Raw genomic sequence first — 18,060 nt, 5'->3', positions numbered from 1 at the left:
CCCATCCACCGGGGGACCAAACCTGCTCATGCCTGCCGATACCATGGTCGAGGAACTCAACCGCGCGCACGCGCTGCCCGCCCGCTACTACGCCGGCGACGCGATGCTGGCGATGGAACAGCGCGCGGTATTCGCGCGCAGCTGGCAGTTGGTGGCCCATCAGGGGCAACTGGCCGAAGCGGGCGACCATGCCGTCGGGCAGATCGCCGGGGTGCCCATCCTGCTGGTCCGCGGCGCGGACGGCGTACTGCGTGCCTTTCCCAACGTGTGTCGCCACCGTGCGGGGCCGCTGGCGCTGTGCGACGGCAAGGGCGCCAAGGCACTGCACTGCAAGTACCACGGCTGGACCTACACGCTCGAAGGCCAGCTGCGCAGTGCGCCGGAGATGCAGGACGCCTGCGATTTCAAGGTCGAGGACATCCGCCTGCCGCCGCTGCGCGTGCACGAATGGCAGGGCCTGGTGTTCGTCGCACTGAGCGACGACGTGCCGGCGTTCGCCGAAGTCTACGGCGGCATCGCCGAGCGCATCGCGCCGATCGACCTGTCGGCAATGCGTTACCTGCGCCGCGACAACTACGACATCGACTGCAACTGGAAGGTCTACGTCGACAACTTCCTCGAGGGCTACCACCTGCCGCACGTGCATCCGGGTCTGTCCCGCGTGCTCGACTACCGCGTTTACGACACCGAGTTGTTCCCGTGGCATTCGCTGCAATCCTCGCCGCTGCGCAACAGCGCCGACATCTACGGCGACGGCCAGGCGTTCTACTACTTCATCTACCCCAACGTGATGCTCAACATCATGCCCGGACGGCTGCAGACCAACCGCATCCTGCCGCTGGGACCGGACCGCTGCCGCATCGTGTTCGACTACTACTACGCGCAGGACGCCGGCGCCCAGGCACGCATCGCCGCCGACCAGGCCTTCAGCGACGAAGTGCAGAACGAGGACATCGCGATCTGCGAAGCGGTGCAGCAGGGACTCGCATCCGGGTTCTACCTCCCCGGCCGGCTGAACCCGAAACGCGAGAGTGGTGTCTGGCATTTCCAGAACCTGCTGCGCGCAGCCTATGCCGGCCCCGCCGGGGAGTCCGCATGAGCGTGCCCCGACCCGGCCGCTCCCTCTCCGAACCGAAACCCGCGGAAGCCGACATGCACGACGGCAACAAGATCGGCTTCTGGACCTGCACCGCGCTGGTCGTGGGCAACGTCATCGGCATGGGCATCTTCGTGCTGCCGGCGTCGCTGGCACCGTTCGGATTCAATGCGCTGATCGGCTGGGTCATCGTGCTGGCCGGCTGCCTGGTGCTGGCCCGCGTGTTCTCGCACCTGGCCCACGCGCTGCCCGACGCCGGCGGGCCGTACGGCTACATCCGCCAGACCCTGGGCGAGCCGCTGGCGTACCTGGCGCTGTGGGCGTACTGGGTGTCGCTGTGGCTCACCAACGCCGCGCTGGCGACCGGCGTGGTCGGCTACATGACGGTGGTGTTCCCGCCGCTGGGCGCGATCCAGCCGGCGCTGTTCGCGCTGGGCCTGTTGTGGGCGGTGGTGGTGATCAACCTGTTCGGCGTGCGCACCGGCGGCGGCGTGCAGGTCGTCACCACCGCCCTGAAACTGTTGCCGATGCTGGCGATCGCGTTGCTCGGCGGTTGGCTGCTGCTGACCTCGCCGGCGAGCTACGCCGCGCACCCGCCGACGACGCCGGTCACCCTGGGCGGCGTGATGGCGGCCTCGACCATCGCCCTGTTCGCGATGCTCGGCATCGAGTCGGCCAGCGTGCCGGCGGCGCGGGTCGACGACCCGGGGCGCACCATCCCGCGCTCGACGATGACCGGCACCGTGCTGACCGTGATCATCTACATCATCGTCTCCACCGTGCCGCTGCTGCTGATCCGGCAGCAGGAACTGGCCGAGGCAAGCGCACCGTTCGCCCTGCTGATGGAGCGCTTCGCCGCCGCCGGTTCCGGGCGCTGGCTGGCGCTGTTCGTGGTGATCAGCGGGCTGGGGGCGCTCAACGGCTGGACCCTGCTGGCCGGCGAACTGACCCGCACGATGGCCGGCAACGGCGTGCTGCCGGCGGTGCTGGCGCGCGACAACCGACACGGTGCGCCGGCGATGGCGCTGCTGGTGATCGGCATACTCGGCTCGGCGATGGTGGGGATGAGTTACAGCGATTCGCTGGTGGCGGCGTTCACCTTCCTCACCCGCGTGGTGACCGCCGCCACCCTGCCGCTCTACCTGTGCTGCGCACTCGCGCTGATCGTGCTGTGGTGGCGGAACCACGCAATGCGCGCCTCGCGCAGGGTGCTGCTGGTCGCCGTCACCTGCGTACTGTTCGTGGTGTTCGCCTTTGTCGGCATCGGCCGCGAGCCGTTCCTGTACGCGCTGGGGCTGGGCGCGGCGGGCCTGCCGCTGTATGTGTTCATGCGCCTGCGCCGCAGGAGCGCCCCCACCGTCCAGGTCATTCGGGAATGAGAGATCCGCGCTACGACATCCTGTTCACCCCGCTCAAGATCGGCCCGGTCACGGCGAAGAACCGCTTCTTCCAGGTGCCGCACTGCAACGGCATGGGCCACGCGATGCCGCTGGCGCACGCGGCCATGCGCGAGATGAAGGCCGAGGGTGGCTGGGCGGTGGTGTCCACCGAGGAATGCGAGATCCACCCCAGCGGCGACCTCACGCCCTACGTCGAGGCGCGGCTGTGGGACGACCGCGACATCCCCGCGCTGGCGCTGATGTGCGACCAGGTGCACGCGCACGGCGCGCTGGCGGCGCTGGAGCTGTCGCACAACGGTCCGACCGCCTCCAACCTGTATTCGCGCGAGGTGCTGATCGCGCCGTCGGCGCAGCCGACCAAGTACGGCTACCCGCACCAGGCGCGGGCGATGACGAAGCACGACATCCGCGAGTACCGGCGCTGGCACCGCGAGGCGGCAGTCCGCGGCAAGCGCGCCGGCATGGACATCATCTACGTCTACGCCGCGCACGACCTGTCGCTGGCGATGCACTTCCTGCAGCGCCGGCGCAACCAGCGCAGCGACGAATACGGCGGCTCGCTGGAGAACCGCGTGCGGTTGCTGCGCGAGGTGCTGCAGGACACGAAGGAGGCGGTCGGCGACACCTGCGCGGTGGCACTGCGCTTTGCGGTCGAGGAAGGGCTCGGCCCCGGCGGCGTGGAGCTGGCCGAGGCGCAGGACATCGTCGGCATGCTGGCCGAGCTGCCGGATCTGTGGGACGTGAACCTCGCCGCCTGGTACAACGACTCGGTGCCCTCGCGTTTCGCCCGCGAAGGCGCGCAGGAACCGTTCATCGACTTCGTCAAGAAATCCACCAGCAAGCCGGTGGTGGGCGTGGGCCGCTTCACCTCGCCGGACACGATGGTGTCGCAGCTCAAGCGCGGCGTGCTGGACATGATCGGCTGCGCACGCCCGTCGATCGCCGACCCGTTCCTGCCGAAGAAGATCGAGGAAGGTCGCATCGACGACATCCGCGAATGCATCGGCTGCAACATCTGCGTCTCCGGCGACATGACCATCTCGCCGATCCGCTGCACGCAGAACCCGACCATGGGCGAGGAGTGGCGCAAGGGCTGGCACCCGGAACGCATACAACCGAAGCGCTCGGCCAGCCGCGTGCTGGTGGTCGGCGGCGGGCCGGCCGGGCTGGAGGCCGCCCGCGCGCTGGGTCAGCGCGGTTACGAAGTGAGCCTGGCGGAGGCGCGCAAGGAGCTCGGCGGCCGCGTCACCCGCGAGTCGCGCCTGCCCGGCCTGGCTGAATGGGCGCGCGTGCGCGACTGGCGCGTCGGCCAGATCAATAAGCTATCGAATATAGCCGTCTATCTCGACTCGGCCCTGACCGCGCAAGACGTGCTCGACTTCGGCGCCGAACACGTGGTGCTGGCCACCGGCTGCCACTGGCGCCACGACGGCTGCGGCCGCAGCCACGGCTTTGCCCTGCCCGGCTTCGCGGGCAACCCGCGCGTGTTCACCGTGGACGACCTGATCGACGGCCGCCTGCCGGAAGGCAAGGTGGTGGTGTACGACGACGACGGCTACTACCACGCCAGCGTCGCCGCCGAGCTGCTGCGCCGGCGCGGCTGCGAGGTGATCCATCTCACGCCCGAGGACAGTCTCGCGCCGTGGACGCTGAACACGCTGGACTACCGGCATGTGCGCAAGCGGATGGCCGAGCTCGGCATCGAGGCAGTGGTGTCGCACGACATCGTCGGCTACCACGGCGACACGCTCACCATCGAGGACGTGTGGACCCATCGCCAGCGCGAGCTGGCCTGCGACGCCGTGGTCACCGTCACCGCGCGCCTGCCCGACGATGCGCTGTACCAGGAACTGCAGCAGCGCGAGGCAGCATGGACGGATGCCGGCATCCGCAGCGTGCGCTGCATCGGCGACGCCGAGGCGCCGGGCCTGATCGCCCACGCCGTCTACGCCGGCCACCGCTACGCGCGCGAGCTGGAGGAGCCGGTTTCCGGCGAGGTCGCGTTCCAGCGGCACTTCCACACGGCGCAGGCCGACGACCTGTTGCGCGAGACGCCGACACGGGAAGCCCCGTGAAGATCGACGGCTAGCGGAGCTGCCGCTCGCGTTGCCCGGTGTGCGCGCGGGCGATCTGCCCAGCCAGTTGCCGACCCAGCGGCGACAGCGCGCCGACCGCTTCGCCGCAGAGCACGTCGAGGCCGGCCAGCCGGCGCCGACGGAAACGTAGCGGATAGGCATCGAGTGCCGGCAAGTGCGGGGTATCCGGCATCGCCGGCGCCGGCGCGCCACCGGCCAGCAGCCGGTCCCAGCCCAGGTAGTCGGTGTCCGGCAGCAGATGCAGGCGCAAGCAGGGGCGGCCGGCTCGATCCAGGCCATCGACCCATTCGCGCGGCCCGTCCGGCGCGATCACGCTGACCGCCATCAACCAGCGCACCCGCAGCAACACGGCCAGCGGCGGCGTTTCCACCAGCAGGCCGCGCGGCAGCGCCGGCGGCTCCGGCCCGCACGCAGTCAGCGGCATGTACAGCACGCTGTCGAGCGACGGCAGCGCCACCAGAAACGATGCCGGCGCGATCCGCCGCCAGCGCCGGGACAGGCCGCTGTCGGCAGCCTGCCGACAGCACGCCTGCCGTTGTCGCCACCATGGAGTGAACATCGCCTGCCTCCAGCGACACGCACGAGGGCCATCGGCCCGACGAAGGCACATGGGCCGCCGCCCGCCGCGCCACGAAGAAGCGTCGTCGCTACTTGGTCAGGATCAGCTTGCCGTTGCGGGTCAGACGCAGGTGGTACTCGCTGCCCTGATGCTGGATCACCAGCTCGCGCTCACCGGCCAGCAGCGCATGACTGGAGACATGCCGGGCCGGGGTCGGCATCGGCGGCGGCGGGGCCGGCCGCGGGATCGAACGGGGCGACAGCGGTTGGTGCAGGGACAGGACAGGCATCGGGACATCCAGCGGAAGCGGTGACATCTTTGATGATAATGATTCTCATTTGACTGTCAACCGCCGCCGGCTCAACCCGCCTCGACGACCCGCCGGATCCGTTGCGCCACGGATGCATCCAGCCGCGGCAACAGCTCCAGCGCGTCCAGGTTCTGCGCCAGCTGCTCGCGCTTGCTGGCGCCGAGCATCACGGTGGAAACGTGCGGGTTGAGCAGGCACCAGGCGATCGCCAGCTGCGCCAGGCTGGTGCCCAGCTCGGCGGCGATCGGCTGCAAGGCGCGCACCTTGCCGAGGCGTTCGTCGCCGTGGCCCAGCACGCTCTCGCGCAGCCACTCGTAGCCGGGCTGGGCCAGCCGCGAATCGGCCGGCACACCGTCGTTGTACTTGCCGCTGAGCAACCCGGACGCCAGCGGCGACCAGATCGTGGTGCCCATGCCATAGGCCTCGTACAGCGGCGCGTACTCCACCTCCACCCGTTCGCGGTGCAGCAGGTTGTACTGCGGCTGCTCCATCACCGGTGCGTAAAGATGATTCTCGCGGGCGACCCGGTGCGCCTCGTGGATCGCCTCGGCCGGCCATTCGCTGGTGCCCCAGTACAGCACCTTGCCCTGGCGCACCAGCGTATCCATCGCCGCCACGGTTTCGGCGATCGGCGCATCCGGATCGGGGCGATGGCAGAAGTAGAGATCGAGGTAGTCCACGCGCAGGCGCTGCAGCGCCTGGTGGCAGGCTTCCATCACGTGCTTGCGCGACAGTCCGCGCTGGGTCGGCAGCGGCTTGTCGACGGCGCCGAAGAACACCTTGCTGGACACGCAATAACTGTCGCGCGGAAAGCGCAGGTCGGCCAGCACGTCGCCCATCAGCTGCTCGGCCACGCCGTTGTTGTAGGTCTCGGCGTTGTCGAAGAAGTTGACCCCGCGGTCGTGCGCCAGCGCCAGCAGGTCGCGCGCCTCGCCGCGCCCGACCTGGCGGCCGAAGGTGACCCAGGCGCCGAACGACAGCGCGGAAAGTTGCAGGCCGGAGGTGCCGAGGCGGCGGTAAAGCATGGGGATGCTCCTGTGACGGGAAAGATCGCCAGCATGGCCAATCCACGCACGCGACACAACGGCGTAATCTTGGGTCTTCCCCACCCACTACAGGAGTTCGCCATGTCCTCGATCACGGGCTGGGCCGCCAGCACGGCCGGTCAACCGCTGAAGCTGACCACGTTCGACGTGGGCGAACTGGGCGCCGACGAAGTCGAGGTGGCGGTCGACTACTGCGGCATCTGCCATTCCGACCTGTCGATGATCAACAACGAATGGAGCAATGCGCGCTACCCGTTCATTCCCGGGCACGAAGTGGTCGGCCGGGTCGTCGCGCTGGGCGCGCAGGCGAAGGGTTTGTCGATCGGCCAGCGCGTGGGCATCGGCTGGACCGCGGAAAGCTGCATGCACTGCCGTCAGTGCCTGTCCGGCGATCACAACCTGTGCGCGCAATCGGTGGCGACCATCGGCGGCCATCACGGCGGCTTCGCCGACAGGGTGCGCGCGCACTGGGCCTGGGCGATTCCGCTGCCCGAGGGCATCGACCTGGCCAGCGCCGGCCCGCTGCTGTGCGGCGGCATCACCGTGCTGAAGCCGTTTCTCGCCTACGACATCAAGCCCACCGCACGCGTCGGCGTGGTCGGCATCGGCGGGCTCGGCCACATGGCGGTGAAATTCGCCGCGGCATGGGGCTGCGAGGTCACCGCGTTCACCTCCACCGCGGCCAAGGCCGACGAGGCGCGCAGCTTCGGCTCCCATCATGTGGTCGCCAGCCGCGACGGCGCCGCGATCAAGGCGGTCGCCGGCTCGCTCGACCTGCTGTTGGTCACCGTCAACGTGGCGATGGACTGGAACGCGCTGCTCGGCACGCTCGCGCCGAAAGGCCGCATGCACGTGGTCGGCGCGGTGCTGGAGCCGATCCCGGTGCCGGCGTTCAGCCTGATCGGCAGGCAGCGCGACGTCTCCGGCTCGCCCACCGGATCGCCGGTCGACATTGCCCGCATGCTGGACTTCGCCGCCCGCCACGACATCCGCCCGCAGGTGGAGATGTTCCCGCTGGCGCAGGTCAACGAGGCACTGCAACACCTCGCCGACGGCAAGGCACGCTACCGCATCGTGCTGAAGGCGTAGCCGGTCGCCCCCTTCCCGCGACGAGCGGCGCCCGCCGATCGTCGGTGGCCACGCGTTCCTGCAGGAAAAGCGCAACCATCGCGGATTATCCTTCGTGCCCGGGGCACTCATGCCGGGTCACTTTCAAGGAGCACGCGATGAACACGGCACGCAAGGCCCTGGTACTGGGCGCCACCGGCGGTGCCGGCGGCGAGATCGCGGCGGCGCTGCTACGCCGCGGCTGGCAGGTGCGCGCCCTGGTCCGCGACGCGTCCCGGCCGGGGCTGCCGGTGGAGATCGAATGGCACGCCGGCGACGCCATGCACGCTGCCGACGTGGCGCAGGCGGCGCATGGCGTCGAGGTGATCGTCCACGCGGTCAACCCGCCGGGCTACCGCAACTGGCACAAGCTGTCCCTGCCGATGCTCGAGCACACCCTCGCTGCCGCACGCGCCGCCGGTGCGCGCATCGTGCTGCCCGGCAACGTCTACAACTTCGGGCCGGACGCACTGCCGCTGCTGCACGAGGATTCGCCGCAGCAGCCGCTGACCCGCAAGGGCGCGATCCGGGTGGCGATGGAACGCCGCCTGCAGCAGGCGGCAGCCGAGGCCGTGCGCACGCTGATTCTGCGCTGCGGCGATTTCTTCGGCCCCCGCGCCAGCAGCAACTGGTTCGCGGCAATGGTGAAACCGGGACGGCCGGTGCGTGCGGTGAATTATCCGGGCGAACGCGAGCTGCGCCATGCCTGGGCCTACCTGCCCGATGTCGGCGAGACCGTGGCGCGCCTGCTGGAACGGGAGAACGAACTGGCCGCGTTCGAGTGCTTCCATTTCGGCGGCCACTGGGTCGACGGCCATGCCATGGCCGACGCGATCCGGCGTGCGACCGGCCATCCGGAGCTGCCGTTGCGGGCTTTCCCGTGGTGGCTGGTCACGCTGGCCGCACCGTTTGTCGCACTGTTCCGCGAGCTGCGCGAGATGCGTTATCTGTGGCAACTGCCGCTGCAATTGGACAACCGCAAGCTGGTGGCGCTGCTCGGAACGGAACCCCATACGGACCTGGACCAGGCGGTCGAGGCGACGCTGCGCGGACTGGGTTGCCTGGACCCAGCCGCAGCCAGGCCGCCCCGCCCTGGACACTGACGCGACCGTCAGCGCTGCAAGTACAGCCCCAGCGCCAGCACGATCGCGGCGAACGCGCCGGCTACCACGTCGTCGACCATCACGCCCATGCCGCCCTTCACGCGCCGGTCCAGCCAGCGGATCGGCCACGGCTTCCACACGTCGAACAGGCGGAACAGCGCGAAACCGGCGGCGATCGTCCACCACGGCGCGGGCAGCACCAGCAGCGGCAGCAGGGCGATCCACTGGCCGATGAATTCGTCCCACACGAGGCTGCGGTGGTCGGCCACGCCGAGTGCTCGACTGGCCACGTTGCACGCCCACACGCCCGCGCCAAAACCGAGCAGCAACAGCGCCAGGTAGATCGGCAACGACAACTCGCGCAGCAGCAGCCATGGCAGCAGCGCGGCCAGCGAACCGAACGTGCCCTGCGCTACCGGCGCCAAGCCCGAGCCGAAGCCGCAGGCCAGCCAGCCGGCCGGCGTGGCCAGCAACGCGCGTCGCTGCTCTGCGCTCAAGCTCTTCTTTGCGCTCACGCGAAGTGCTCCCAGCCGGGCCGGTCCGTCGCCAGCGATGCGCCGTCGGCGACACGCACGCGCACGCCGTCGCCTTCCACGATGCGGCCGATCTTGGTGGCGCCGCCGCCGAGCCGGGCCAGGCCGGCCTGCAGCTCGGCCACGCGCGCGGCCGGCACGGTGAAGCACAATTCGTAGTCGTCGCCGCCGCTCAGCGCGAAGTGCAGCGCGGTGGTGTCGTCGTGCAGTTCCAGCAGCGCCGACGAGCGTGGCAGCCAGGCCGCCTCGATCTCCGCGCCGACACCGCTGGCGGTGCAGATGTGGCCGAGATCGGCGAGCAGGCCGTCGGAGACGTCGACGCAGGCCGTGGCCTGCGCGCGCAGCGCCGTACCGACCGCCAGTCGCGGCGTCGGCCGGTTGAGCCGCTCGATCAGGAAGCCGCGCAGACCGGTGCGGCCGTCGTCGTCGCGCGGCGGATGCTGCAAGGCATGCAGGCCGGCGGCCGCATCGCCCAGCGTGCCGGTCACCAGCACCACATCGCCGACCCGTGCGCCGGCGCGGGTGAGCGCCTGGCCCGGCGGCACGAAGCCGTGCACGGCCACGCTGATCGTCAACGGCCCGCGCGTGGTGTCGCCGCCGACCAGCGCCAGCCGGTGCTGCTGTGCCAGCCGGGCGAAACCTTCGGCGAAACCATCGACGAAAGCTGCGTCCGCGCCGGGCATGGTCAGCGCCAGCAGTGCCCAGGCTGGGCTGGCGCCCATCGCCGCGAGGTCGGAGAGATTCACCGCCAGCGCCTTCCAGCCGAGGTCGGCCGGCGCGGTGCCGCGCGGGAAATGCACACCTTCGACCAGGGTGTCGATCGCCACCGCCAGCTCTTGCCCTGGCGGCGGCGCCAGCACCGCGGCGTCGTCGCCGATGCCCAGGCGCACGTCGTCGCGCGCCTGGGCGGTAAGTTCGCGAATGCGTTCGATCAGGCGGAATTCCATCGGCTGCGACCGCCGTCAGCGGCCGTGCTGCTTCTCGACCGCGCGCAGCTCGCCGGCCAGCTTGTCCAGCACGCCGTTGACGTAGCTGTGGCCGTGGTCGGCGCCGAAGCGCTTGGTCACTTCGATCGCCTCGTTGATCACCACGCGGTACGGCACGTCCGGGCGGAACTTCAGCTCATACGCCGCCAGCCGCAGCGCGGCACGTTCGATCGGGTCGACCTGCGCCACCTCGCGGTCGAGGTGCGGGCGCAGCGCGGCGTCCAGCGCATCGAGGTTCTTTTCCACGCCGTGCAGCAGGTCTTCGAAGTAGTCGAGGTCAGCGACCTCCATGTCCTGCTCGTGGCGGAACTGCTCGATCACCGCGTTCATGTGACTGCCGGAGAGCTGCCACGCGTACAGCGCCTGCAGCGCACGGCGGCGCGCGCGAGAGCGTGCGGCCAGGTCGATCCCTTCGGGACGCGGGTGCATCACAGCTTCCCGTACAGGTTGACCATCTCGAGCGCGGCCATGGCGGCGTCGGCGCCCTTGTTGCCGGCCTTGGTGCCGGCACGCTCGATCGCCTGCTCGATGCTGTCGGTGGTCAGCACGCCGAACGCCACCGGCACGCCGGAGTCCAGCGCCGCCTTGGCCAGACCCTTGGCGCATTCGCCGGCGACGAAATCGAAGTGCGGGGTGGCGCCGCGGATCACCGCGCCCAGCGCGATCACCGCGGCGTACTTGCCGGAGCCGGCCAGCTTGTGCGCGGCCAGCGCGATCTCCCACGCGCCCGGCACGCGCACCAGCTCGATCGCGTCGTCCTTCACGCCGTGGCGCATCAGCGCGTCGCGCGCACCGGCCACCAGCGGCTCGACGACGAAGCCGTTGAAGCGGCCGGCAACGATGGCGAAACGGCCTTTCGGGGTGGCGAAATCGCCTTCGATGGTCTTCATTGCGGGTTTCCTTGGGTGGACGCGCGGCCCATGCGAAGCGGCCATTTTACGGGTTTGACCAGATTCCTGCCCGCCCGAGCCCCCTCCCCTGCTGGTAGGGGAGGGTTGGGGTGGGGTCGCTCTTGATCTTCGGCAAGAGCATTACCCCCTCCCAACCTCCCCCTGCGCGCAGGGGGAGGAGCAGCACTCAGACGACTGGCGGCAAATGCGGATAGCCACTGAAAGACAGTTGCGCCTTGCCACCGGCGACCTGCAGCCGCGCCGGCGCGCCGAACGGCAGGGTGCACTTGTCCGGCTCGTGGCCGATCGGCAGGCCGCCGAGCACCGGCACGCCACTGGCGCGGCGGATCTGCGCGAAGCTGTCGGCCAGGTCGTAACCGTTGTCGTAGGCGCTGGGCCGGCACTGGCTGAAATCGCCCAGCAGCAGCGCACGCTGGCGCCCCAGCACGCCGGAAAGATGCAGCTGGTACAGCAGCCGCTCGATCCGGAACGGCGGCTCGCCGACATCCTCGACGAACAGGATGCCGCCGTCGATCGCCGGAAAATACGGGGTACCGATCAGACTGCACAGCACCGCCAGGTTGCCGCCCCACAGCGGCCCTTTGACATCGAGTTCGAGCTCGGGCGCGGTAGTCCACTCGACTTGCGTCGAGGGGGAACGCACGGTGTCCCAGAAATGCCGCCAGGTGAATTCGCTGAGCGCTTCGGCGCCGAAGTCGGCACCCAGCATCGGGCCGCTGAATGTGCACAGACCGCTCTGCGCGTGCAGCGCCAGTTGCAGGGCGGTGAAGTCGCTGTGGCCGACCAGAACGGTGCTGCTGCCGTCCAGCCGTTCGCGCAAGGCGTCGTAATGCAGTTGCGCCAGCAGGCGCGTGGCGCCGTAGCCGCCGCGGATCGCCAGCACGATGTCCGGCAGCTCGTCCGCCATGGCCAGCGCGTTGAGGTCGGCGGCCCGCTCCGCGTCGCTGCCGGCGTAGCGCTGCTCGCTGCGCTCGAGCACCTCCAGGCCGCTCAACGTGCACCCGGCCTCGCGCAGTCGTGCCACGCCGCGCGCCATCGCGGCGCGGTCGTGCGGGTAGCCCGAAGGGGCAATCAGGCGGATGGCGGTATCGGACATGCGCGTCGTGATCGGGAAAGCTCAAGTATGGTTTGCAGGACATGGCGGCGGCATGGCGCGTTCATGTCCTGCGCGAGATTACACGTACTCCACCACTTCCAGTCCGAAGCCGCCCAGGCCGACCATCTTGCGCGGCGTGCCCAGCACGCGCAGGCGGTGCACGCCCAGATCGGCCAGGATCTGCGCGCCGAGACCGAGCTGGCGCCACTCCTGCTGCTGCGCCTCTTCCGGCGCCTGCTTGCCGGGTTGGCGGTTGAGCCGGGCCAGCAGCGCCTCGGGAGTGTCCTCGCCGGACAGCACCAGCAGCACGCCGCGATCCTCGTCGGCGATCCGGCGCAGCGCCGCGGTGACGGTGAGGCCGAGGTCGTCGCGCTTCAGGTGCAGCACGTCGGACAGCGTGTTGCGCACGTGCACGCGGGTGAGCACCGGCGCACCGTCGTTGACCTTGCCGCGCACCAGCGCGTAATGCAGGCCGCGGCGGATCGCGTCGCGGTAGGCGACCAGTCGGAACGGGCCGAACTCGGTGTCCACGTCTTCCTCGTGCGCGCGCTGCACGGTCTTCTCGGTTTCCAGACGGTAGCGGATCAGGTCGGCGATGGTGCCGATCTTCAGACCGTGCTTCTGCGCGAAGATCTCCAGTTCCGGCCGGCGCGCCATCGAGCCGTCCTCGTGCAGGATCTCGATCAGCACCGCCGACGGCTCCAGCCCGGCCAGTGCGGCCAGGTCGCAGCCGGCCTCGGTGTGCCCGGCGCGGGTCAGCACGCCGCCAGGTTGCGCGGTGAGCGGGAAGATGTGGCCCGGCTGCGACAGGTCCTGCGGTTTCGCGTCGGACTTCACCGCCACCTGGATCGTGCGTGCGCGGTCGTGTGCCGAGATGCCGGTGGTGACGCCTTCGGCCGCCTCGATCGAGACGGTGAAGTTGGTGTGGTAGGCCGAAGTGTTGTCGCTGACCATCGGGCGCAGGCCGAGCTGGCGCGTGCGCTGCTCGGTGAGCGTGAGGCACAGCAGGCCGCGCGCCTCGCGCACCATGAAGTTGACGTCTTCCGGCCGCACCATCTGCGCGGCCATGATCAGGTCGCCTTCGTTCTCGCGGTCCTCGTCGTCGAGGATGACGACCATGCGGCCGGCGCGGATGTCGTCGAGGATTTCGGGAATGGTGTTGAAGGCCATGGAGGTTCCTTGGGTGGGCGGTTCTCCCTCCCCTGCTTGCAGGGGAGGGTTGGGGTGGGGTCCCCCTCCCAGCCTCCCCCTGCTTCGCAGGGGGAGGGGCAAAGGGTCAGGCGAAGCCGTGCTGTTTCAGGAACGCCTCGTCCAGCCGCGGCGTCTCGCCGCTGGACAGCAGCCGCTCGATGTAGCGCGCCACCACATCCACCTCGATGTTCACCGCGTCACCCACGCGGCGCGCGCGGAACGCGGTGTGTTCGACCGTGTGCGGGATCAGGTTGACGCCGAAGCGGTTGCCGGCGACTTCATTGACGGTGAGGCTGGTGCCGTCGATGCAGACCGAGCCTTTCGCCGCGATGTAGCGCGCCAGATTCGCCGGCACCTCGAAGGTCCAGCGCTGCGAGCGCCCGTCCGGCACGATCGAGACCACCTTGCCGAGGCCGTCGACGTGGCCGGAGACCAGATGGCCGCCCAAGCGGTCGGCCAGGCGCAGCGCCTTCTCCAGGTTCACCGGGTCGCCGGCCTTCAGCTGTCCCAGCGAGGTCAGCGACAGCGTCTCGTTGGAGACGTCGGCACTGAAACCGCGCGGCTCCAGCGTGATCGCGGTGAGGCACACGCCGGACACGGCGATCGAGTCGCCCAACTGTACGTCGGCAAGGTCGAGGTCGGCAGTATCGACATGCAGGCGCACGTCGCCGCCGCGCGGTTCGAGCCGCACGACGCGGCCCACGGACTGGATGATGCCGGTGAACATCAGCGCACCTCCGGCCGGAGGGCGAGCAACTGCATGGATGCCATGGATTTCATGAAACGTATCCCGCGTGTGGTGAGCGAGTACGCCTCAAGGCATGAGGCCCGGCGCACGCCGCGAAGCGCCCGCCTGCCGTCTTCTCTTCATCCGGACTGTGAGGAAGCGGTCGCCCGCTGCCAACCGTCGGCTCCGGCATTCGACCGGATCTGCTGACCTTCCGGCCTGGCCGGAAGCGCTCGCGGGCTCGCCTCGAAAGGCCTACCGCCGGTGGGGAATTTCGCCCCGCCCTGAAGACGCTATGTGGTATCCGCCGGCACAGCCGGCTGGCGAAGTCTAGCACCGCCGCCAAGCCGGCTCGCTACCGCCATGGCGAATGCAGCGTTCGCCGGGGCGCACGCCAAACCGGTCATGCCGGGCGCAATTGCAGCCGCCAGTCGGCGCCGAGCATGCGCTGGTCGACCACCTGCAGCTGCCAGCGCCGCGCCATCTCGCCGAGCGTGGGCAGTTGCAGCAGCGGGCGCGCGCCGTCGCCCAGCAGCAACGGCGCCACGTAGAGCAGCAGCTCGTCGACCAGGCCGGCGGCGAACAAGGCGCCGCACAGGGTCGGGCCGGCCTCTACATGGATTTCATTGCAGCCACGCCCGGCCAGCAAGGCCAGGGCGGCGCGCAGGTCGAGCGTGCCGCCTGGTGTAGCCAACGCAATCCGCTCGACCCGCGCGAAGCGCTCATCGCTGCAGGAGGCCACTGCCCCGTGCAGCAGCAGGGTCGGCACCGAACCGTCCAGCACGTGGCTGCCAGCCGGCGTACGCAGCTGGCGGTCGAGGATCACCCGCAGCGGCGGCATGAACTCCTCGCCTTCGGGCAGGCGTACGGTCAGCCGCGGGTCGTCGGCCAGCACCGTGCCGCTGCCGCTGAGGATCGCCGAGCTGCGCGCGCGCCAGCGCTGCACGTCGGCGCGTGCGGCCGCGCCGGTGATCCATTTCGATTCGCCGTTGGCCAGCGCGGTGCGGCCGTCCAGGCTCATCGCCAGCTTCACCCGCACGAACGGGCGGCCGCGTTCGATCCGACTGAAGAAACCGCAGTTCAGCGCGCGTGCCGCCTCGCACATCAGGCCCGATTCGACCGTGATACCGGCGGCGCGCAGCTTGCCGATGCCGCGGCCGTCGACCTGCGGGAACGGGTCCTCGGCTGCGACGACCACCCGCCCGACGCCGGCGGTGACCAGCGCATCGGCGCACGGCGGCGTACGGCCGTGGTGCGCGCACGGCTCCAGCGTCACGTAGGCGGTGGCGCCGCGCGCCCGTTCGCCCGCCTCGCGCAGCGCGTATACCTCGGCATGCGGTTCGCCGGCACGCCGGTGGAAACCCGTGCCGACCACCGCGTCGCCGTGCGCGATCACGCAACCCACCCGCGGGTTCGGCTGCGTGGTGTACAGGCCGCACTCGGCCAGGCGCAGCGCGTGCGCCATGTGAGTGTGATCAACAGCCGAGAAAGATTCGGTCACGACGTCGCGCCTTTGTAGGAGCGCACCTTGTGCGCGAAAAACTTGCGATGCGGTGACATCATTCGCGCACAGGGTGCGCTCCTACGGTGAGCTCACTTGCCTTCACGCTTGCCGCCGCCGAGCAGCGGCAACTGCAGGTCGGCAAGCCCAGGCAGGTCGCGCTCCAGCTTCTCGATCTCCTCGCGAAACGCCTGCACGTCCTCGAACTTGCGGTAGACCGAGGCGAAGCGCACGTAGGCGACCTGGTCGAGGTTCTTCAACTCGCGCATCACCAGTTCGCCGAGCTGGCGCGAGGGCACCTCGCGCTCGCCGCTGCGGCGCAGGTCGTTGACGATCGCGCGCACCGCCGTATCCACCGCGTCGCTGGCCACCGGGCGCTTCTGCAGCGCCCGTTCGAAACTCACCCGCAATTTGCGCTCGTCGAACATCTCGCGCCGCTCGCCGCTCTTCACGATCGCCGGCAGCTTCAAATCGGCCGTCTCGAACGTGTTGAAGCGCTCGCCGCACTGTTCGCATTCACGCCGACGGCGCACACTGGCACCGTCCTCGGTCAGTCGCGAGTCGATCACGCGGGTGTCTTCGTGCTGGCAGAAGGGGCAATGCATGGGTCAATTCACTGCCTTGTCGTTTTCACGCAACCCAAGACCGGGCCTTTCGCGTCTACCGGATCGCCCCAGAATACCCAAGGCATCTGTTGGGGCGACTTTGTATAACGCGGATAAACTTGCCCTTCGGCACTCCTCCAGGCAGTTCCGGCCGCCCGCACCACTTCGAGTAACTGCGCATCGACCACTGTATCGCCCGTGGACGTCAGTAGACGCGCCTTGGCGGGATCTTCGTCGCTAACCTCCACGCTGGCGCATATCCGGGCAATGCCATGCGCGTGCATCCATGACCTTACGTTTCCAGCTACCCCCGATGGTGCCAATGCCCCACAGATCGCCGGCGAGGCCATGAATGCCACCAGGCAAGCCGCCATTGACATGCGCCAGGGCAAAAGCACGCTCAGCCGTACACCGGAAACTTCTTGCACTGCGCCGTCACCGCCTCACGCACGCGGGCGATCACCGCCTCGTCGCCTGGCGCGTCCAGCACGTCGCAGATCCAGTTGGTCAGTTCGGTCACGTCCGCCTCCTTGTAGCCGCGGGTGGTGACGGCCGGAGTGCCGACGCGCAGGCCGGAGGTGACGAAGGGTTTGCGCGGGTCGTTCGGCACGGCATTCTTGTTGACCGTGATGTGCGCCTTGCCCAACGCTTCCTCGGCGGCCTTGCCGGTGACCTCGCGGCCGATCAGGTCGACCAGCATCAGGTGGTTTTCGGTGCCGCCGGAGACGATCTTGTAGCCGCGCGCGATGAAAGTCTTCGCCATGGCCTTGGCGTTCTTCACCACCTGGGCCTGATACTCCTTGAACGCCGGCTCCAGCGCTTCCTTGAAGGCCACCGCCTTGGCCGCGATCACGTGCATCAGCGGGCCGCCCTGGATGCCGGGGAACACTATCGACTGCAGCTTCTTCTCGATCTCCTCGCCGGCCCCCTTCGCGACGATGATGCCGCCGCGCGGGCCGCGCAGGGTCTTGTGGGTGGTGGAGGTGACCACGTGCGCGTGCGGCAGCGGGCTCGGGTACACGCCGGCGGCGACCAGGCCGGCGACGTGGGCCATGTCCACGAACAGGTAGGCGCCGACCTTGTCGGCGATGGCGCGGAAGCGCGCCCAGTCCATCACCTGCGAATAGGCGGAAAAACCGGCCACGATCATCTTCGGCTGGTGCTCGACGGCGAGGCGCTCGACCTCGTCGTAGTCGACCAGGCCGTTCTCGTCCACGCCGTACTGCACCGCGTCGAGGATCTTGCCGGAAAGGTTGACCTTGGCACCATGGGTGAGATGGCCGCCGTGGGCCAGGCTCATGCCGAGGATCTTGTCGCCCGGCTGCAGCAGCGCGAAGTACACCGCCTGGTTCGCCTGCGAGCCGGAGTGCGGCTGCACGTTGGCGTAGTCGCAGTCGAACAGCTGCTTCAGGCGCTCGATCGCCAGCTTCTCGGCGACGTCCACGTACTCGCAGCCGCCGTAATAGCGTTTGCCCGGATAACCCTCGGCGTACTTGTTGGTGAGCTTGGAACCCTGCGCTTCCATCACCCGCGGGCTGGCGTAGTTCTCCGAGGCGATCAGCTCGACGTGATCTTCCTGGCGCCGGCCTTCGTCGGCGATGGCCCTGGCCAGTTCGTCGTCGTAACCGGCAATCGTGCAGTCCTTGGGGAACATTCTGGCCTCGGCAGGTGGTAGCGGGATTAGCCGGAAAGTGTAGCGCTGCCGGGCGTTTGCAGCCACCTGTCGGGCGGGTCCGGGCGGCAGCATCGGCGCGACGCCACAAGCGGCTATACTGTGCGGTTTGACGAATTCC

18 protein-coding genes and 1 riboswitch are annotated in these 18,060 nt (G+C 69.3%); of the genes, 5 read left to right on the top strand and 13 right to left on the bottom strand.

The genetic code is table 11. The features are described from left to right. The first annotated feature begins 28 nt into the window (after positions 1-28). The 3 genes from R5H19_RS02995 to R5H19_RS02985 are packed head-to-tail and all read left to right on the top strand — an operon-like array spanning position 29 to position 4,571. Positions 29-1,099: an aromatic ring-hydroxylating dioxygenase subunit alpha gene (locus R5H19_RS02995; protein ID WP_318157485.1), complete on the top strand. Its 1,071-nt coding sequence runs from the start codon at positions 29-31 to the stop codon at positions 1,097-1,099. After that, positions 1,096-2,475, top strand: a complete 1,380-nt coding sequence (locus R5H19_RS02990; protein ID WP_318157484.1) for an amino acid permease — start codon at positions 1,096-1,098, stop codon at positions 2,473-2,475. The genes R5H19_RS02995 and R5H19_RS02990 overlap by 4 nt, the downstream gene beginning before the upstream one ends. Beyond that, on the top strand, positions 2,472-4,571 hold the full coding sequence (locus tag R5H19_RS02985) for an FAD-dependent oxidoreductase (RefSeq protein WP_318157483.1): 2,100 nt from the start codon (positions 2,472-2,474) through the stop codon (positions 4,569-4,571). The genes R5H19_RS02990 and R5H19_RS02985 overlap by 4 nt, the downstream gene beginning before the upstream one ends. Positions 4,572-4,581: 10 nt before the next feature. Here the strand turns inward: R5H19_RS02985 and R5H19_RS02980 are convergent, their stop codons facing one another. From R5H19_RS02980 to R5H19_RS02970, 3 genes are all read right to left on the bottom strand, one after another. After that, complete coding sequence (locus tag R5H19_RS02980; RefSeq protein ID WP_318157482.1) at positions 4,582-5,151, bottom strand: hypothetical protein; 570 nt, start codon at positions 5,149-5,151, stop codon at positions 4,582-4,584. An 88-nt stretch (positions 5,152-5,239) separates the two neighbouring features. Then, the gene (locus tag R5H19_RS02975; RefSeq protein WP_318157481.1) at positions 5,240-5,440 is read right to left on the bottom strand and encodes a hemin uptake protein HemP; all 201 of its coding nucleotides are present in this window, start codon (positions 5,438-5,440) and stop codon (positions 5,240-5,242) included. Positions 5,441-5,511: 71 nt separating this feature from the next. Then, positions 5,512-6,486, bottom strand: a complete 975-nt coding sequence (locus R5H19_RS02970) for an aldo/keto reductase (protein WP_318157480.1) — start codon at positions 6,484-6,486, stop codon at positions 5,512-5,514. Positions 6,487-6,588: 102 nt separating this feature from the next. Here R5H19_RS02970 and R5H19_RS02965 point away from each other — a divergent pair, with 102 nt between their 5' ends. Both R5H19_RS02965 and R5H19_RS02960 read left to right on the top strand, forming a co-directional pair. After that, a complete protein-coding gene (locus R5H19_RS02965; protein ID WP_318157479.1) occupies positions 6,589-7,596 on the top strand; it encodes an NAD(P)-dependent alcohol dehydrogenase in 1,008 nt (335 codons plus the stop codon). Positions 7,597-7,733: 137 nt separating this feature from the next. Next, entirely contained in the window at positions 7,734-8,717 is a 984-nt protein-coding gene (locus R5H19_RS02960) for an NAD-dependent epimerase/dehydratase family protein (RefSeq protein WP_318157478.1), read from the top strand. Positions 8,718-8,725: 8 nt separating this feature from the next. Here the strand turns inward: R5H19_RS02960 and R5H19_RS02955 are convergent, their stop codons facing one another. The 10 genes from R5H19_RS02955 to glyA form a co-directional block, all read right to left on the bottom strand. After that, positions 8,726-9,232, bottom strand: a complete 507-nt coding sequence (locus tag R5H19_RS02955) for a phosphatidylglycerophosphatase A (protein WP_318157477.1) — start codon at positions 9,230-9,232, stop codon at positions 8,726-8,728. Next, positions 9,229-10,197 (bottom strand): thiamine-phosphate kinase, encoded by a 969-nt coding sequence (thiL, locus tag R5H19_RS02950; protein WP_318157476.1) that lies wholly within the window; start codon positions 10,195-10,197, stop codon positions 9,229-9,231. Before thiL ends, R5H19_RS02955 begins: the two co-directional genes overlap by 4 nt. A 15-nt stretch (positions 10,198-10,212) precedes the next feature. Next, positions 10,213-10,665 carry a transcription antitermination factor NusB gene (nusB, locus tag R5H19_RS02945; protein ID WP_318157475.1) on the bottom strand — a complete coding sequence of 151 codons (453 nt, stop codon included), beginning with the start codon at positions 10,663-10,665 and terminating at the stop codon, positions 10,213-10,215. Beyond that, positions 10,665-11,126 (bottom strand): 6,7-dimethyl-8-ribityllumazine synthase, encoded by a 462-nt coding sequence (ribE, locus tag R5H19_RS02940; RefSeq protein ID WP_318157474.1) that lies wholly within the window; start codon positions 11,124-11,126, stop codon positions 10,665-10,667. Before ribE ends, nusB begins: the two co-directional genes overlap by 1 nt. A gap of 187 nt (positions 11,127-11,313) precedes the next feature. Continuing rightward, positions 11,314-12,243: a muramoyltetrapeptide carboxypeptidase gene (gene ldcA / locus R5H19_RS02935; RefSeq protein ID WP_318157473.1), complete on the bottom strand. Its 930-nt coding sequence runs from the start codon at positions 12,241-12,243 to the stop codon at positions 11,314-11,316. Positions 12,244-12,321: 78 nt separating this feature from the next. Then, positions 12,322-13,413 carry a bifunctional 3,4-dihydroxy-2-butanone-4-phosphate synthase/GTP cyclohydrolase II gene (ribBA, locus tag R5H19_RS02930; protein WP_318157472.1) on the bottom strand — a complete coding sequence of 364 codons (1,092 nt, stop codon included), beginning with the start codon at positions 13,411-13,413 and terminating at the stop codon, positions 12,322-12,324. 106 nt (positions 13,414-13,519) lie between these two features. After that, positions 13,520-14,161: a riboflavin synthase gene (locus R5H19_RS02925; protein ID WP_318157471.1), complete on the bottom strand. Its 642-nt coding sequence runs from the start codon at positions 14,159-14,161 to the stop codon at positions 13,520-13,522. 127 nt (positions 14,162-14,288) lie between these two features. Further along, a riboswitch (FMN riboswitch) is annotated at positions 14,289-14,457 on the bottom strand. Positions 14,458-14,564: 107 nt separating this feature from the next. Next, positions 14,565-15,626, bottom strand: coding sequence for a bifunctional diaminohydroxyphosphoribosylaminopyrimidine deaminase/5-amino-6-(5-phosphoribosylamino)uracil reductase RibD (gene ribD / locus R5H19_RS02920; RefSeq protein ID WP_318157470.1), 1,062 nt, complete (start codon positions 15,624-15,626; stop codon positions 14,565-14,567). Between the two features lie 128 nt (positions 15,627-15,754). Then, positions 15,755-16,267: a transcriptional regulator NrdR gene (gene nrdR, locus R5H19_RS02915; RefSeq protein ID WP_318157469.1), complete on the bottom strand. Its 513-nt coding sequence runs from the start codon at positions 16,265-16,267 to the stop codon at positions 15,755-15,757. Between the two features lie 400 nt (positions 16,268-16,667). Further along, complete coding sequence (gene glyA / locus R5H19_RS02910; RefSeq protein WP_318157468.1) at positions 16,668-17,921, bottom strand: serine hydroxymethyltransferase; 1,254 nt, start codon at positions 17,919-17,921, stop codon at positions 16,668-16,670. Positions 17,922-18,060: the final 139 nt, after the last annotated feature.

This window comes from Rhodanobacter sp. KK11 (genome assembly GCF_033345435.1).
In the GTDB taxonomy this organism is placed as follows: Bacteria; Pseudomonadota; Gammaproteobacteria; order Xanthomonadales; family Rhodanobacteraceae; genus Rhodanobacter.
Note: the sequence above shows the minus strand (reverse complement) of the source record. Positions and strands in the feature narration are given on the sequence as shown.